Source organism: Pseudomonas sp. 09C 129 (genome assembly GCF_002843625.1).
Taxonomy (GTDB): domain Bacteria; phylum Pseudomonadota; class Gammaproteobacteria; order Pseudomonadales; family Pseudomonadaceae; genus Aquipseudomonas; species Aquipseudomonas chlororaphis.
Map to the genome: position 1 here is coordinate 1,454,459 of NZ_CP025261.1, position 15,260 is coordinate 1,469,718.

Genomic DNA, 15,260 nt, shown 5'->3' on the forward strand with positions numbered 1-15,260 from the left:
GATCCAGATCCATCTTCCATTCCCATGATCAGAGAGAACGAGATGATTCCTAAAGAAGCCAGAATTGACGTAGCCCTTGAAAAGTACCTGGCTGCCACGCCTTCCTTGCAGGAAGAAATCAGCGCCCTGAGCCCGCAGGAGCAGAAGCAGCAGGCCCAGTGGGCGTTCGAGGACGAAGCGGAGTCGCGCGGCATCGAGCCGTGGGAGCTTGTGCTGGAGTTGGTGGCCGAGTCGCCCGAGGAGCTCAAGGCCATGCGCCTGGAGGTCCATCAGGAGGTGGCCGAGGCCCTGGGCATGGACCTTCAGGACTACCTGGAACTCAACGAAATCGACGACTGATGCAAAAACGCCAGTCTTTCAGGGGCTGGCGTTTTTCTTTGGGGGTATCGCGCAGGCTTTTGAAAATCAGAGGCTCAAGCGCATCGACAGGTCGACCGCCTTCACATCCTTGGTCATCGCCCCGATCGAAATGTAGTCGACGCCGGTCTCGGCGATCGGGCGCAAGGTGCTTTCATTGATCCCGCCGCTGGCTTCCAGCTTGGCCTTGCCGGCATTCAGGCGAACCGCTTCACGCATGTCGTCCAGGCTCAGCTCGTCGAGCATGATGATGTCCGCGCCCGCCGCCAGGGCTTCCTTGAGTTCTTCCAGGCTTTCCACTTCGACTTCCACCGGCTTGCCCGGGGCGATCCTGTGGGCGGCGCTGATCGCCTGGGCGATACCGCCGCACGCGGCAATATGGTTTTCCTTGATCAGGAAGGCGTCGTACAGGCCGATGCGGTGGTTGTGGCAGCCACCGCAGGTCACCGCGTACTTCTGCGCCAGGCGCAGCCCCGGCAGGGTCTTGCGGGTATCCAGCAACTTGACCTGGGTATCGGCGACGAAGTCGGCGTAATACTGCGCGCGGGTGGCCACGCCGGACAGCAGCTGCAGGAAGTTCAGGGCGCAGCGTTCGCCGCTGAGCAGCGAACGGGCCGGACCTTCGAGGTGGAACAAGGCCTGGTTGGGGCTGACGCGCTCGCCGTCACGCACCTGCCAATGCACGGCGACCCGCGGATCGAGCTGGCGGAACACCGCGTCAACCCAGGCCGTGCCACTGACGATCGCCGCTTCGCGGGTAATGATGGTGGCTTTGGCCAGGCGTTCGGCCGGGATCAGTTGCGCGGTGATATCGCCGCTGCCGATGTCTTCCAGCAACGCACGGCGCACGTTGGCTTCGATTTCGGCGGTCAGGTCGGCGAGGCGTAGATTCGGCATAGCAGGCTCCACAAACAAAGTGGCCCGATTATAGGGCCATGGCGCAAGCGAACCCAAGGCGGCGCCCCTCCAGTACCTGCATTTGGTCGCCTGGCATGAGCCGTTTGCGAGAAAGGGCGGTCGCTATAGGAGCACTATTTCAAAGCCCGCGCAGAGTCTGCTGGCACAAGAAGGGGCTTTTGCCAGATAATCCGACTTCTAATTGACGTCATAGCTTTGACGTTTGCTTGGCTCCCCAATATTTGAAATGCAGCGGTGCGTATCGATGCCTGCTGGGACTCGACTGTGAGCGTCGACCGACCTTTTATTGCGCGGCAGAGAAAACCTTTCAGGAGGCTTGGATGCACAACGACGGGAATGTAGTGCCTTTGCACAAGGTGGCTACGGATCAGGCGAACCCTTCGCCGCTCGCCCGCCTGCCTGTGATTCTGCTTCAGGTCCGTGACAAGGCCGCCCAGCAACTGCGCCATGGCCTGCAGGAACTGTTCGATAACGCCGACGACACCTTGTTCGAGATGGCCGACCGGGCCCAGAACAATGTCGACCAGAACACCTTTTTCGAAGCCATGCGCGACCTGCGCCTGAAACGCAAAAGCATCGAGCGCGGCTTCCTGGAAAAACTCTTCGAGGTCTTTGTCGGCCTGGTCCAGTACGACCCTGCGCCGGCGATCGCCCAGGCCGTCGCCTACGTCCCACCCGCTGACACCTGCCGGGATGACCTGGAGCGCACCGTGGCCCTCGAGGCGATGGTCGCCAAGGCCGGCAACCGTGACGGCTTTGCCCTTGGCCAGCTCACCGCGCGCCTGAACGCGCTGCTGGGCAAGCGCCTGGATGACCGCAGCAACCCCTTGGGCCCGGCCATGCTCTGCGAGTATTTCCTCGAGTCCGGGCGCAGCCTGGGGGTGGAGATCAAGGTCAAGCTGATCATTCTCAAGCTGTTCGAACGTTATGTGCTCAGCGAAGCCGACCAGCTGTACGCCGAAGCCAATCAGCTGTTGGCCGCCACGGGCGTGTTGCCGGAGCTCAAGCCCGCGCCGGCGCGCCGGTCTATCGATCAGGCGGCCGCGAGTATCCAGGCCACGCCGGAGCCCGGCGAGGCGCAGATGGACGAAAGCGTTCAGCAAGTGTTCGCCGCCTTGCAGGAGCTGCTGTCGCATGTCCGCGGCAGCGTGGTGCCGACCCTCGAGGCGAGCGCCGAAACCCAGCCCATTTCCACCCGTGACCTGCTGCGCCTGCTGTCTCACCTGCAGCACTACGTGCCGGCGGGCACCCAGGACGATTTCGACCTGCGCAACCACTTGGAACAGCTGCTGACCCGGGTCAGCGTGAAAAGCGGCAAGTCGCGGGTGGTCGGGGTGGCCGACGAGGACGTGATCAACCTGGTGGCCATGCTCTTCGAATTCATCCTGGCCGATCGCAACCTGCCGGAATCCTTGAAGACCCTGATCGGCCGCTTGCAGATCCCCATGCTCAAGGTCGCGGTGCTGGACAAGAGTTTCTTCAGCCGCAGCAGCCATCCGGCACGCCGCCTGCTCAATGAAATCGCCGCCGCGGCCATGGGCTGGGGCAGTTGCGACGATTATCAGCGCGATAGCCTGTACCTGCGCATCGAGCAGGTGGTGCAGCGGCTGTTGAGCGACTTCGTCGACGACCCGGCGATCTTTTCCGAGCTGCTCGCCGAGTTTCTCGCCTTCACCAGTGACGAGCGGCGCCGCAGCGAGCTGCTGGAACAACGCACCCGTGACGCCGAAGAGGGCCGGGCCAAGGCCGAACTGGCGCGCCGTCGCGTCGAGCAGGCGTTGAACGAAGGGTTGCTGGGCAAGGTCCTGCCGCTGACGGTCGTCGAGTTCGTGCAACAGGCCTGGAGCAAGGTCTTGCTGTTGACCTGTCTCAAGCATGGCGAGCAGTCCAGCGAATGGCGCCAGGGGCTGCAGACCATGGAGCAACTGATCTGGAGCGTGCAGCGTCACACCGATCCGGATGCCGCCATGCAGCTGCTGGCGCTGGTGCCCGACCTGCTCAAGGCGCTGCGCGACGGCTTGAACAGCGCAGCGTTCGATCCGTTCGCCACCAGCGAGTTCTTCAGCCAGCTGGAAGCCTTGCACCTGCAGGCGTTCGAGCACTTTGCTCAGGACGCCGGGCAGCATCGGCCAGGTGTGGCGGACGAGCAGCCGGCGATGGTCGCGGTCGAGGAGCACATCATCCTGCCCTGTGCCGAAGAGGGCCCGCTGGAGGCCGCGCCCCTGGCGCTGGCGGCCAACGATCCCGGGTTGCTGCGGGTCGAACAGCTGCGGCTGGGGGCCTGGGTCGAATTCCTCGAGGACGAGGACAACAGCGTGCGCTGCAAGCTGGCGGCCATCGTGCAACCCGGCGACAAGTACATCTTCGTCAACCGCACCGGCATGAAGGTCCTGGAGCGCACCCGGGTCGGCCTGGCCCTGGAGTTTCAGCGCGGGGCCGTGCGTGAGCTGGACGACACCTTGCTGTTCGATCGGGCGCTGGAATCGGTGATCGGCAATTTGCAGCGACTCAATCGCGGCAAGTGATCGCAACCTGGGCGTGGAACGCGGCATACTGAGCCGTCACAGGCTTCGTTGAAGGAATCGGTATGCAGTTGGACCCCGCAAGCGGCTGGTGTCACGGCGTTCGCCATTGCCCGTCACCCAATTTCAACGCACGCCCCGCGGATGAAATTTCCCTGCTGGTGATCCACAACATCAGCCTGCCGCCGGCCCAGTTCGCGACGGGCAAAGTGCAGGAATTCTTCCAGAACCGTCTCGATGTCACAGAGCACCCCTATTTTGCCGGGATCGCCGACCTGCGCGTGTCCGCGCATTTTTTGATCGAACGTGACGGAACCGTGACTCAGTTTGTCTCCTGTCTGGACCGCGCCTGGCACGCTGGCGTGTCGTGGTTCGACGGGCGCGAAAGCTGCAATGATTTTTCCCTGGGGATCGAACTGGAAGGCACCGACGAGCTGCCATTCACCGATGCCCAGTACGACGCGCTGGTTGCCTTGACCCGGCAGTTGCGGCAGGCCTTCAAGGCCATTACCCCACAGCGGATTTGTGGGCACAGCGATATCGCTCCGGGGCGCAAGACCGATCCGGGGCCCGGATTCGACTGGGTACGCTATCGCGCGGCCCTGAACGAAGGGGAAGGACAATGAGTTTTCTGGTGTTGTTGCTGGCGGTCTGGATCGAGAAGTTCTCGGCCTTGCGCCAGCGCGTTCAGCATGACGAGCCGTGGCTGCGTCAATTGCTTGGGCAGGAGGCCAGTCCGCGTCTGGCCAAGCGTCCCTGGTGGGTGCTGGCGCTGCTGGTGCTGCTGCCGGCAGTGCTGCTGGGGTTGCTGTTGCTGGTACTGGAGCCGCTGGCCTACGGCCTGCTGGCGTTGCCGGTGCATCTGCTGGTGGTGATCTACAGCCTGGGGCGGGGCGACCTGCTGGGCGAACTCGGACCGTTTCGCGATGCCTGGCGCCGCGAGGACCTGCAAGCCGCGGCACATGTCGCCAAGCGCGACCTGGATATCTGCGCCGACAGTGGCGAGCAGTTGCTCGAGCGGGTTCAGGGGCACCTGTTGTGGCAGGCCTACCAGAGCTTTTTCGCGGTGATCTTCTGGTACTTCCTGCTGGGCCCGGTGGCCGCATTGAGCTATCGCCTGCTGGCGCTGGCCGCCGAGCACAGCAAGAACCCGGCGGTCGCCGAGCGCGCCGGGCAACTGCGGCATGCCTTCGACTGGTTGCCGGTACGCCTGCTGGCGGCCAGCTTCGCCCTGGTGGGCAACTTCGTCGCGGTCAGCCGCGTGATGCTCCACGAACTGCTGAACTGGAACATCAGCGCCGCGCAGCTGGTGGAAAAGGTCGGCCTGGTCGCCGCGGAAATCCCCGCGCCGATCACCGGGCCGGACGGCATTCTCAGCCTGGACCGGATCTGGGAACTGTTGCTGCGGGCCGCGGTGCTCTGGTACGCCGGTTTCGCCCTGTGGACCGTGCTGCCCTGACGACGAGCCGCGAGTGAGCGCTGGCGAGCCCCGGTCTCGCCAGCGCAACTGAAGCCTTCCATCCGTCCGCCGTCCCCGCGGTTAACCTTAAGTTACAAACCCTTTTGCCGATTTGAGCTATACAGAAGCAGCGCCAAATAGTGGCTATCTGCCGTCTTCGCGTACCTGCCAATAAAAATAAAAGCAAAAAGGGAGACTTCTTGTGAAGAGCTTGCTCTATCCCGCCATTGCCCTGATGAACCGCCTGAGCTTCGGCATGAAGTTCAGCCTGATCAGCGTGCTGTTTTTCCTGCCGATGCTGGTCACCAACTTTTATCTGGTGCGCGATTCCTACCGTGAATTCCAGGGCACCCAGGTCGAGCTGCAAAGCCTGGACCTGTTGGGCAGCAGCCTGACCCTGCGCCGCGACCTGGAAACCCTGAACAACATGGTGCAGATCAACGCGACCCTGGGGCAGTCCGGCAAGGCCGGGGATATCGAGAGCAAGATAGGCACCCTGGAAAAGTCCGTGCTTGAGCGCTTGCAGGGCTTGGCTGCGGTCACCGTGGACCCCGAGCAGATCGGCGTGTTCGACGGCAAGCGCGATGAAATGATCGCCGCCTTCAAGGCGCAACAGGCGGAAAGCTCGCTGCAAAGCAAAAGCGCGCTGATTGGCAAGCTCCTGGGCAGTGCGCAGATTTTCAGCCAGATCATCGCCAGCCAGTCGGGCCTGAGCCGCGACACCCAGAGCGATGTGCGGCAGTTGAGCGAACTGCTGACCAGCGTCACGCCCCAGGTGACCCAGGTCCTCGGCGAAGGGCGGGCGATGGGCGCGTATTCCCTGGGCCAAGGCTTTCTCAACTCATCCGCCAGCACCCGTTTCGACGAGTTGCTGGTGCAGATCGAAAAGCTCCAGGCCGAATACGGCCTGAAACTGCAGGATGCGCTGGGATCGAGCAAGGCCGCCCAGGGCGCGCTGGACGCCCTGGCCAGCGCCAGTAAAGGCAGCCTCAAGCAAGCCAGCGAGCTGTTCGAAGAGCAGGTGGTGATGGCCGATACCCTGGATGCGCCCTGGCAGGGTTTTTACGACCAGGTCAGCGGGTTGATGGCGCAGACCTACCAGCTCAACGAGGCGACCCTGAAGTTCCTCGGCGAGGAACTGCAACAACGGCTGGGGCAGAACCGCACGCACATGGTGCTGCTGGTGGTGGCGCTGGCGGCGGTGTTCCTGCTGATCTTCTATCTCTACGGCGCGTTCTATGTCTCGACCCGCACCACCCTCAAACGCCTGGGTGCGATGATGGACAAGGTGGCGGCCGGGGACATGACCGTCACCTTCGATGCCCAGAGCCGCGATGAGTTGGGGGAACTGGGCACTGTGTTCAACGGCACCGTGGCGAAGATCCACGACCTGATCGAGCTAGTGGGCAAGACCGTCGGCGAAGTCGAGCACCAGGCCGGGCAGGTGGAAGCCGTATCGGCCCAGAGCAACCAGGCGGTGGCGGGGCAGCGCAGCCAGATCGAGCAGGTGGCGACGGCGATGAACCAGATGTCCGCCACGTCCCAGGAAGTCGCGCGCAGCGCTGCGGCCGCGGTCAGCAGCGCCCACAGCGTCAACGACGAGACCGTCAGCGGGCGCGGCTTGGTGGAATCCCAGCAAGGCAGCATTGCCCAGTTGGCCAGCGAGATCGACCAGTCGGTGCTGGTGATCAACCAGCTGGCCAGCGACAGCCAGGCCATCAGCCGGGTGCTGGAGGTGATCAAGAGCATCGCCGAGCAGACCAACCTGCTGGCCCTCAACGCCGCCATCGAAGCGGCCCGTGCTGGCGAGCAGGGGCGCGGCTTTGCGGTGGTGGCCGACGAGGTGCGGACCCTGGCCAAGCGCACCCAGCAATCGACCGAGGAAATCGAGCAGATGATCGTCAAGCTCCACGGCGGCGTGGGGGCGGCGGTCAAGGCCATGGGCATCAGCCACCAGATGGCCAATGGCACGGTCGGACAGTCGGAAAAGGTCCAGCAGGCGCTGGAGAACATCCTCGGGGCGGTGGGCATGATCGTCGACCAGAACCAGCAGATCGCCGCGGCGGTGGAGCAGCAGACCGCGGTGGCCCACGACATCGATCAGAACATCGTCGAGATCAACCGCGCCGGCGAGCGCACCGCCGAAGGCGCGTACCAGACTGAAAACGCCAGCCGCCAGTTGTCCGCGCAGGTGGTGCAGTTGAAGCAGTTGATCAGCGCGTTCCGGGTCTGATTCAGGCGCTGTGGGGCCAGCCGAACAGCGCGCAAGCGTTGGCGGTACTGGCCGCCGCCAATTGTTCGGGGCTGATGGCCATGATTTCGGCCAGGGCCGCGCAGATGTCGGGCAGGTGCTGCGGGCTGTTGCGCTGGCCGGGGTACATGGCCGGCGCCATGTCCGGCGAGTCGGTTTCCAGCACCACCGCGTCCAGCGGCAAGTCGGCGATGACCTTGCGCAGGCGCAGGGCCTGCGGCCAGGTCGCGGCGCCCCCCAGGCCCAGTTTGAACCCCAGCTTGAGGTACTCGCGGGCTTCCTCGCGGCTGCCGGCGAAGGCGTGGATGATGCCGGCGCGCTTGAGCTTGAAGCGCTTGAGGGTGGCAATCACCGCGGCATGGCTGCGCCGTACATGGAGCAGGGCCGGCAGCTGGAAGTCCGCGGCCAGTTGCAGTTGCGCTTCGAACAGCTGCTGCTGGCGCTGGCGATCCAGCTGTTCGAGAAAATAGTCCAGGCCGATCTCACCCACCGCGCACAGCTGCGGATGGCCCGCCAGGCGGCTCAGCCAGTCGCCCAGCTCAACCAGGTCGGCCGGTTGGTGCTCGTCGAGATAAACCGGGTGCAGGCCGAAGGCGGCGTGCAGGTCGGCATCGCTCTGCACTAGCTCCCAGAGCCGCTGCCAATTGCGCTGATAAACCCCCAGCACCACCATCCGCCGCACGCCGAGGGCGCGGCTGGCCGCCAGCAGCGCCTGACGATCCGCGTCGAAATCCGGAAAATCCAGATGGGTGTGGCTGTCGATCAGTTCCACGTTCAAGCCTCGTGAATGCGCTGCTTGAAGGTCCGGGCGATGGCGTTCACGCCGGGTTGGTAATGGGCTTCTTCAATGGCGGCCAGGGCCAGTTGCAGGGCCTTGTCGGCGATCAGCTGGTGCTGCTGGGCCATGGCATTCACCGGCAGCGGCAAAAAGTCCAGCAGTTGGGTATCGCCGAAGGTGCCCAGGCGCAGCGGCCGCGACTTGAGCGGAAAGTCATGCAGCGCGTCGAACACCCCTTGCAGCAACACATAGGAGGTGGTCACCAGGGCATCCGGCAGATGGCCCAGGCGCTCCAGCAGCGCCTCCATCAACTGGCGCCCGCAGTCGCGGCTGAAGGCTTCGCCCTGTTCGATCAGCACCTGGCCGTCGAAACCTTCCAGCGCCTGCTTGAAGCCGGCGGCGCGTTCGCGGCTGATGCCCAGCTCGGGGCGGGCGCCGATCAGGGCGATCTGCCGCGGCTGGGGCTGCAGCAGGCTGCGGGTCAATTGCAGGCTGGCTTGCTGGTCGTCGCTGATCACCGAGCAGAAAAACTCCGGCTCCATCACCCGGTCGATGGCGATGATCGGCAGGCCCTGGGCCTGCAACAGGCGATAGGTGTCATCCTCCGGCGGCAGGCAACTGGCGACGAACAGCGCATCGCAGCGGCGCGCGCGGAACAGTTGCAGCAACTGCCGCTCGCTGTCCGGGGCATCGTCGGAGCTGGCGATCAGCAGCTGGTAGCCACGGGCGCGGGCACCTTGCTCGAGCAACTTGGCAATACGCGCGTAACTGGGGTTTTCCAGGTCTGGCAGGATGAAACCCAGGGTCCGGGTCCGCCGACTGCGTAGCCCGGCGGCTTGAGGGTTGGGCGTGAAGCCATGTTCCTCGACCACCGCCCGGACCCGTTCGACGGTCGCGTTGCTGATGCGTTGCTGTTCGGCCTTGCCGTTGATGACGTAGCTGGCGGTGGTGACGGACACACCGGCCAGTCTGGCGATATCGCTGAGTTTCAACCCGGGTTTTCCTTGTTTTCTGGAGCTTGCCCCGACATTTTCGCCAATCCTAACCGATATGGGCAGGCGACCAATGTCGGAACGTGCAGCCGACAGGTAGGACTTCAAGGATGATTGATTATCGAGTAACGTGCCCGTCATTGTAGATTAAACGTTTCAGCACGCGTATTTTCTAGGAATATGAGCAAACGGAAACAGGGCCTTGCCAAGCCGACGGTCCCGTTTGTGGCATTAACGCCGCCTGACTGATTCACTCAAAACAATACCTAGCGCCCCAGCGCTAAATAGGAGAAAGCATGCTCGAGCTCACTATTGAGCAGATATCCATGGGCCAGTCGGCCGTGGATAAGTCCGCCGCACTGCACCTGCTCGCCGACAAACTGGTGGCCGACGGCCTGGTCGCCGAAGGTTACCTGGCTGGCCTGCAGGCCCGCGAAGCCCAGGGCTCGACCTTTCTCGGTCAAGGTATTGCCATTCCCCACGGCACCCCGGAAACCCGCGACCAGGTGTTCGCCACTGGCGTGCGCCTGCTGCAATTTCCCGAGGGCGTGGACTGGGGCGATGGCCAGATCGTCTATCTGGCGATCGGCATCGCCGCCAAATCCGACGAACACCTGCGCCTGCTGCAACTCTTGACCCGCGCCCTCGGCGAAACCGACCTGGGCCAGGCCCTGCGTCGCGCCAGCTCGCCCGAAGCCCTGCTGAAACTGCTGCAAGGCGCGCCACAGGAGCTGGCGCTGGATGCGCAGATGATCGGCCTGGGCGTGGCCGCCGAAGATTTCGAAGAACTGGTATGGCGCGGCGCCCGCCTGTTGCGCCAGGCCGATTGCGTCAGCAACGGTTTTGCCGCCGTGCTGCAACAGGTCGAGGCGCTGCCCCTGGGCGATGGCCTGTGGTGGCTGCACAGCGAGCAGACCGTCAAGCGCCCGGGCCTGGCCTTCGTCACCCCGGACAAACCGATTCGTTACCTCGGCCAACCCCTGGCCGGGCTGTTCTGCCTGGCCAGCCTGGGCGAGGCCCACCAGGCCCTGCTCGAGCGCCTGTGCGCGCTGCTGATCGAAGGCCGTGGCCATGAACTGGGCCGGGCCACCAGCAGCCGTGCGGTGCTGGAAGTGCTGGGTGGCGAACTGCCGGCCGACTGGCCGAGCGCGCGCATCGTGCTGGCCAACGCCCATGGCTTGCATGCGCGCCCGGCGAAGATCCTGGCGCAGTTGGCGAAAAGCTTCGAGGGCGAGATCCGCGTGCGCATCGTCGACACACCGGGCTCCGCCGTCTCGGTGAAGAGCCTGAGCAAGCTGCTGAGCCTCGGCGCCCGCCGTGGCCAGACCCTGGAGCTGATCGCCGAACCGAACATCGCCGCCGACGCCCTGCCAGCCTTGCTGGCGGCCATCGCCGAAGGGCTGGGGGAAGAAGTCGAGCCGGTGGCGCAAGCCAGTGCGCCCCAGGAAGTGCCGGAAGAAATCGAGGTGCCCATCAGCGCGCCGGCTTCCGGCAGCCTGGTCCAGGCCATCCCGGCGGCGCCCGGCATCGCCATCGGCCCGGCGCATATCCAGGTGATCCAGCCATTCGACTACCCGTTGCGCGGCGAATCCACCGCCAGCGAGCGCGAGCGCCTGCAACAGGCCCTGGCCGAGGTCCGTCATGACATCGACGGCCTGATCCAGCGCAGCAAGGCCAAGGCGATTCGCGAGATTTTCGTGACCCACCAGGAAATGCTCGACGACCCGGAACTGACCGACGAAGTCGACACCCGCCTCAAGCAGGGCGAAAGCGCCGCAGCGGCCTGGATGACGGTGATCGAAGCCGCCGCCCGGCAACAGGAAGCCTTGCACGATGCGCTGCTGGCCGAACGCGCCGCCGACCTGCGGGACATCGGCCGCCGGGTGCTGGCCCAGCTGTGCGGAGTGCAGACCCCGGTCGAGCCGGATGAACCCTACATCCTGGTGATGGATGAGGTCGGCCCGTCGGACGTGGCGCGCCTCGATCCGGCGCGGGTGGCCGGCATTCTTACCGCCCGTGGCGGCGCCACCGCCCACAGCGCGATCGTTGCCCGCGCCCTGGGGATTCCGGCGCTGGTCGGCGCCGGGGCTGGCGTGCTGCTGCTCAAGCCGGGCACGCCGCTGCTGCTCGATGGCCAGCGCGGTCGCCTGCATGTGGATGCCGATGCCGGCACCCTGCAACGGGCCACCGAAGAGCGCGATACCCGCGAGCAACGGCTCAAGGCCGCCGCCGAACAGCGCCATCAACTGGCGCACACCACTGATGGCCATCACGTCGAGGTCTTCGCCAATATCGGTGAAAGCGCGGGCGTGACCAGCGCCGTGGACAACGGCGCCGAAGGCATTGGCCTGCTGCGCACCGAGCTGATTTTCATGGCCCACCCGCAAGCGCCGGACGAAGCCACCCAGGAAGCCGAATACCGCCGCGTGCTCGATGGCCTGGCCGGGCGGCCGCTGGTGGTGCGCACCCTGGATGTCGGCGGCGACAAACCGCTGCCGTACTGGCCGATCGCCAAGGAAGAAAACCCCTTCCTCGGCGTGCGCGGCATCCGCCTGACCCTGCAACGTCCGCAGATCATGGAAGCCCAGCTGCGCGCGCTGCTGCGCTCGGCGGACAACCGCCCGCTGCGGATCATGTTCCCCATGGTCGGCAGCGTCGACGAATGGCGCGCCGCCCGCGACATGACCGAGCGCCTGCGCCAGGAAATCCCGGTGGCTGACCTGCAGCTGGGGATCATGATCGAAGTGCCGTCCGCCGCCTTGCTGGCGCCGGTGCTGGCCAAGGAAGTGGACTTCTTCAGCGTCGGCACCAACGACCTGACCCAATACACCCTGGCCATCGACCGTGGCCACCCGACCCTGTCGGCCCAGGCCGACGGCCTGCACCCGGCGGTGCTGCAACTGATCGACATCACCGTGCGCGCGGCCCATGCCCACGGCAAGTGGGTCGGCGTGTGCGGCGAGCTGGCGGCCGATCCGCTGGCGGTGCCGGTGCTGGTCGGCCTGGGCGTGGACGAACTGAGCGTCTCCGGACGTAGCATCGCCGAGGTCAAGGCACGCATTCGCGAACTCAGCCTGACCCAGGCGCAAACCCTTGCTGAACAGGCCCTGGCCGTCGGCAGCGCGAACGATGTGCGCGCCCTTGTGGAGGCCATGTAATGGCAAAGATTCTTACCCTGACCCTGAACCCGGCGCTGGACCTCACCGTCCAGCTGACGCGCCTGGAACCGGGGCAGGTCAACCGCAGCGAAGCCATGCACACTCACGCCGCCGGCAAGGGCGTGAACGTGGCCCAGGTGCTGGCCGACCTTGGCCATCAGCTGACCGTCAGCGGCTTTCTTGGTGCAGACAATCCCCAGGCCTTCGAGGCGTTGTTCGCCCGGCGCGGTTTTGTCGACGCCTTTATTCGCGTGCCGGGGGAAACCCGCAGCAACATCAAGCTGGCCGAACAGGATGGGCGCATCACCGACCTCAACGGCCCCGGCCCGGAGGTCGACGCGGCGGCGCAACAGGCGCTGCTCGAACGCCTGGAACAGATCGCCCCGGGGCATGACGCGGTGGTGGTGGCCGGCAGCCTGCCGCGCGGCGTCAGCCCGCAATGGCTGCACGCCTTGCTGACCCGTCTCAAGGCACTGGGGCTGAAAGTGGCGCTGGACACCAGCGGCGAAGCCCTGCGCGCCGGCCTGGCCGCCGGGCCCTGGCTGGTCAAGCCGAACACCGAGGAACTGGCCGAGGCCCTGGGCAGCCCGCTGCTGTCGCTGGCGACCCAGGCCGCAGCCGCCAGGCGCCTGCACGCCCAGGGCGTCGAGCATGTAGTGATTTCCCATGGCGCCGAAGGCGTGAACTGGTTCAGTGCCGCGCCAGCCCTGCAGGCGTTGCCGCCCAAGGTCAGCGTGGCCAGTACCGTCGGCGCTGGCGACTCGTTGCTGGCCGGTATGCTCCACGGCCTGCTCAGCGCCCACGCTTTTGAACAGACTCTGCGCACCGCCACGGCCATCGCCGCCATGGCCGTGACCCAGATCGGTTTCGGCATCACCGATGCCGCGCAGTTGGCACAGCTTGAACAGGGGGTGCGCGTTCATCCCCTCATAGAACAATAAGAGGGTTGGTCATGAAGTTAGCCATTGTTACCGCCTGCCCGAACGGCATGGTCACCAGTGTGCTGTGCGCCCGGTTGCTGGATGCCGCGGCCCAGCGCCAGGGCTGGAGCACCAGTGTCGAAGTCCATGACGAGGCGCACCCGGAACGGCAGTTGTCGGCCGCCACCCTCGAAGCGGCCGAGTGGGTGCTGGTGGTCAGCACCGGGCCTTTGGACATGTCGCGTTTCGTTGGCAAGCGGGTGTTCCAGAGCTCGCCCTCCGTGGCCCTGCAGGACGTCGACGGCGTGCTGCGCCGTGGCGCCGAGGAGGCCCAGGTGTATGTCGCGGCCGCAGCCGTGGCCGAGCCGGCGCCGGCCAGCAAGAACGCGCCCCGGCTGGTGGCGGTCACCGCTTGCCCGACCGGCGTGGCCCACACCTTCATGGCGGCCGAGGCCTTGCAGCAGACCGCCAAGCGCTTGGGGTACGAGCTGCAAGTGGAAACCCAGGGCTCGGTGGGTGCGCGCAATCCGTTGAGCGCCGAAGCCATCGCCGCGGCGGACGTGGTGCTGTTGGCCGCGGACATCGAAGTGCCCACCGAGCGCTTCGCCGGCAAGAAGATCTACCGCTGCGGCACCGGCATCGCCCTCAAACAATCGGAGGCGACCCTGAACAAGGCCCTGGCCGAAGGCCAGGTGGAATCGGCAGCGGCGGGCGCTGGCGCGGCGCCGGCCAAGCAAGAGAAAACCGGGGTCTACAAGCACCTGCTGACCGGTGTGTCGTTCATGCTGCCGATGGTGGTGGCGGGGGGCTTGATGATCGCCTTGTCCTTCGTCTTCGGCATCACCGCGTTCAAGGAGGAGGGCACCCTGGCCGCGGCGTTGATGCAGATCGGCGGCGACACTGCGTTCAAGCTGATGGTGCCGCTGCTGGCCGGTTACATCGCCTATTCCATCGCCGACCGCCCGGGTCTGGCGCCGGGGATGATCGGCGGCATGCTCGCCAGCACCCTGGGCGCGGGCTTTATCGGCGGGATCATTGCCGGTTTCATCGCCGGCTATGCGGCCAAGGCCATCAGTAAATACGCGCGCTTGCCCCAGAGCCTGGAGGCCTTGAAGCCGATCCTGATCATCCCGTTGCTGGCCAGCCTGTTCACCGGCCTGGTGATGATCTACGTGGTCGGCAAGCCGGTGGCGGGGATGCTCGCCGGCCTGACCCACTTCCTCGACAGCATGGGTACCACCAACGCGATCCTGCTGGGGGTATTGCTCGGCGGCATGATGTGCGTCGACCTGGGCGGGCCGATCAACAAGGCGGCCTATGCCTTCTCCGTGGGGCTGCTGGCGTCGCAGAGTTATGCACCGATGGCGGCGACCATGGCCGCCGGCATGGTGCCGCCGATTGGCCTGGGCATCGCCACCTTTATCGCCCGGCGCAAGTTTGCCCAGAGCGAGCGGGAAGCCGGCAAGGCGGCGCTGGTGCTGGGGCTGTGCTTTATCTCCGAAGGGGCGATTCCGTTCGCCGCCAAGGACCCGTTGCGGGTGATCCCGGCGAGCATCGCTGGCGGCGCGCTGACCGGGGCGCTGTCGATGTATTTCGGCTGCAAGCTGATGGCGCCCCATGGTGGGTTGTTTGTGATGTTGATTCCGAATGCGATCAATCATGCGTTGTTGTATTTGCTGGCGATTGTGGCGGGGAGTTTGTTGACGGCGGTGGTGTATGCGGTGGTGAAGCGGCCGGAGGCGGCTGAGCTGGCGCTGGAGCCGGTCAAGGCCTGAGTGCCTCAGGCGGGCTTGCCTCGTTTCCGTAGGAGCGAGGCTTGCCCGCGATGGCGTTCGCGCTGGCGCTGCATTTTTTGGACGGGGTACATATCCGTTTCTGCGGTCACGGCTGCTGGCGGTTTCGTCC

Annotated in this window: 11 protein-coding genes; 8 read left to right on the plus strand and 3 right to left on the minus strand. The window is 65.3% G+C overall.

Annotated features, from left to right (window positions below; all coding sequences use genetic code 11):
* The first annotated feature begins 42 nt into the window (after window positions 1-42).
* Window positions 43-339: a DUF6388 family protein gene (locus tag CXQ81_RS06650; protein ID WP_007922267.1), complete on the plus strand. Its 297-nt coding sequence runs from the start codon at window positions 43-45 to the stop codon at window positions 337-339.
* Window positions 340-405: 66 nt separating this feature from the next.
* Here the strand turns inward: CXQ81_RS06650 and nadC are convergent, their stop codons facing one another.
* A complete protein-coding gene (nadC, locus tag CXQ81_RS06655; RefSeq protein WP_007922269.1) occupies window positions 406-1,254 on the minus strand; it encodes a carboxylating nicotinate-nucleotide diphosphorylase in 849 nt (282 codons plus the stop codon).
* 341 nt (window positions 1,255-1,595) lie between these two features.
* Here nadC and CXQ81_RS06660 point away from each other — a divergent pair, with 341 nt between their 5' ends.
* The 4 genes from CXQ81_RS06660 (at window position 1,596) to CXQ81_RS31715 (ending at window position 7,489) form a co-directional block, all read left to right on the plus strand.
* The gene (locus CXQ81_RS06660) at window positions 1,596-3,800 is read left to right on the plus strand and encodes a DUF1631 domain-containing protein (protein WP_101336818.1); all 2,205 of its coding nucleotides are present in this window, start codon (window positions 1,596-1,598) and stop codon (window positions 3,798-3,800) included.
* A gap of 62 nt (window positions 3,801-3,862) precedes the next feature.
* Window positions 3,863-4,423, plus strand: coding sequence for a 1,6-anhydro-N-acetylmuramyl-L-alanine amidase AmpD (gene ampD, locus CXQ81_RS06665; protein ID WP_101336819.1), 561 nt, complete (start codon window positions 3,863-3,865; stop codon window positions 4,421-4,423).
* A complete protein-coding gene (gene ampE / locus CXQ81_RS06670) occupies window positions 4,420-5,256 on the plus strand; it encodes a regulatory signaling modulator protein AmpE (RefSeq protein WP_007922276.1) in 837 nt (278 codons plus the stop codon). Before ampD ends, ampE begins: the two co-directional genes overlap by 4 nt.
* A gap of 1,528 nt (window positions 5,257-6,784) precedes the next feature.
* On the plus strand, window positions 6,785-7,489 hold the full coding sequence (locus CXQ81_RS31715; protein WP_371860896.1) for a methyl-accepting chemotaxis protein: 705 nt from the start codon (window positions 6,785-6,787) through the stop codon (window positions 7,487-7,489).
* Window position 7,490: 1 nt separating this feature from the next.
* On the opposite strand, the gene CXQ81_RS06680 is transcribed toward CXQ81_RS31715, so the two are convergent.
* Both CXQ81_RS06680 and cra read right to left on the minus strand, forming a co-directional pair.
* Entirely contained in the window at window positions 7,491-8,279 is a 789-nt protein-coding gene (locus CXQ81_RS06680) for a TatD family hydrolase (protein ID WP_101336821.1), read from the minus strand.
* A gap of 2 nt (window positions 8,280-8,281) precedes the next feature.
* Window positions 8,282-9,277, minus strand: coding sequence for a catabolite repressor/activator (gene cra, locus CXQ81_RS06685; protein WP_053259614.1), 996 nt, complete (start codon window positions 9,275-9,277; stop codon window positions 8,282-8,284).
* A 296-nt stretch (window positions 9,278-9,573) separates the two neighbouring features.
* On the opposite strand from cra, the gene ptsP reads away from it, so the two are divergent.
* Genes ptsP through CXQ81_RS06700 form a run of 3 tightly spaced genes read left to right on the plus strand, consistent with a single transcriptional unit; the run spans window position 9,574 to window position 15,130 of the window.
* The gene (gene ptsP / locus CXQ81_RS06690; RefSeq protein WP_101336822.1) at window positions 9,574-12,435 is read left to right on the plus strand and encodes a phosphoenolpyruvate--protein phosphotransferase; all 2,862 of its coding nucleotides are present in this window, start codon (window positions 9,574-9,576) and stop codon (window positions 12,433-12,435) included.
* A complete protein-coding gene (gene pfkB / locus CXQ81_RS06695) occupies window positions 12,435-13,376 on the plus strand; it encodes a 1-phosphofructokinase (RefSeq protein WP_053259616.1) in 942 nt (313 codons plus the stop codon). Before ptsP ends, pfkB begins: the two co-directional genes overlap by 1 nt.
* Window positions 13,377-13,387: 11 nt before the next feature.
* Window positions 13,388-15,130 carry a PTS fructose-like transporter subunit IIB gene (locus tag CXQ81_RS06700; protein WP_101336823.1) on the plus strand — a complete coding sequence of 581 codons (1,743 nt, stop codon included), beginning with the start codon at window positions 13,388-13,390 and terminating at the stop codon, window positions 15,128-15,130.
* The last annotated feature ends 130 nt before the right edge of the window (window positions 15,131-15,260 follow it).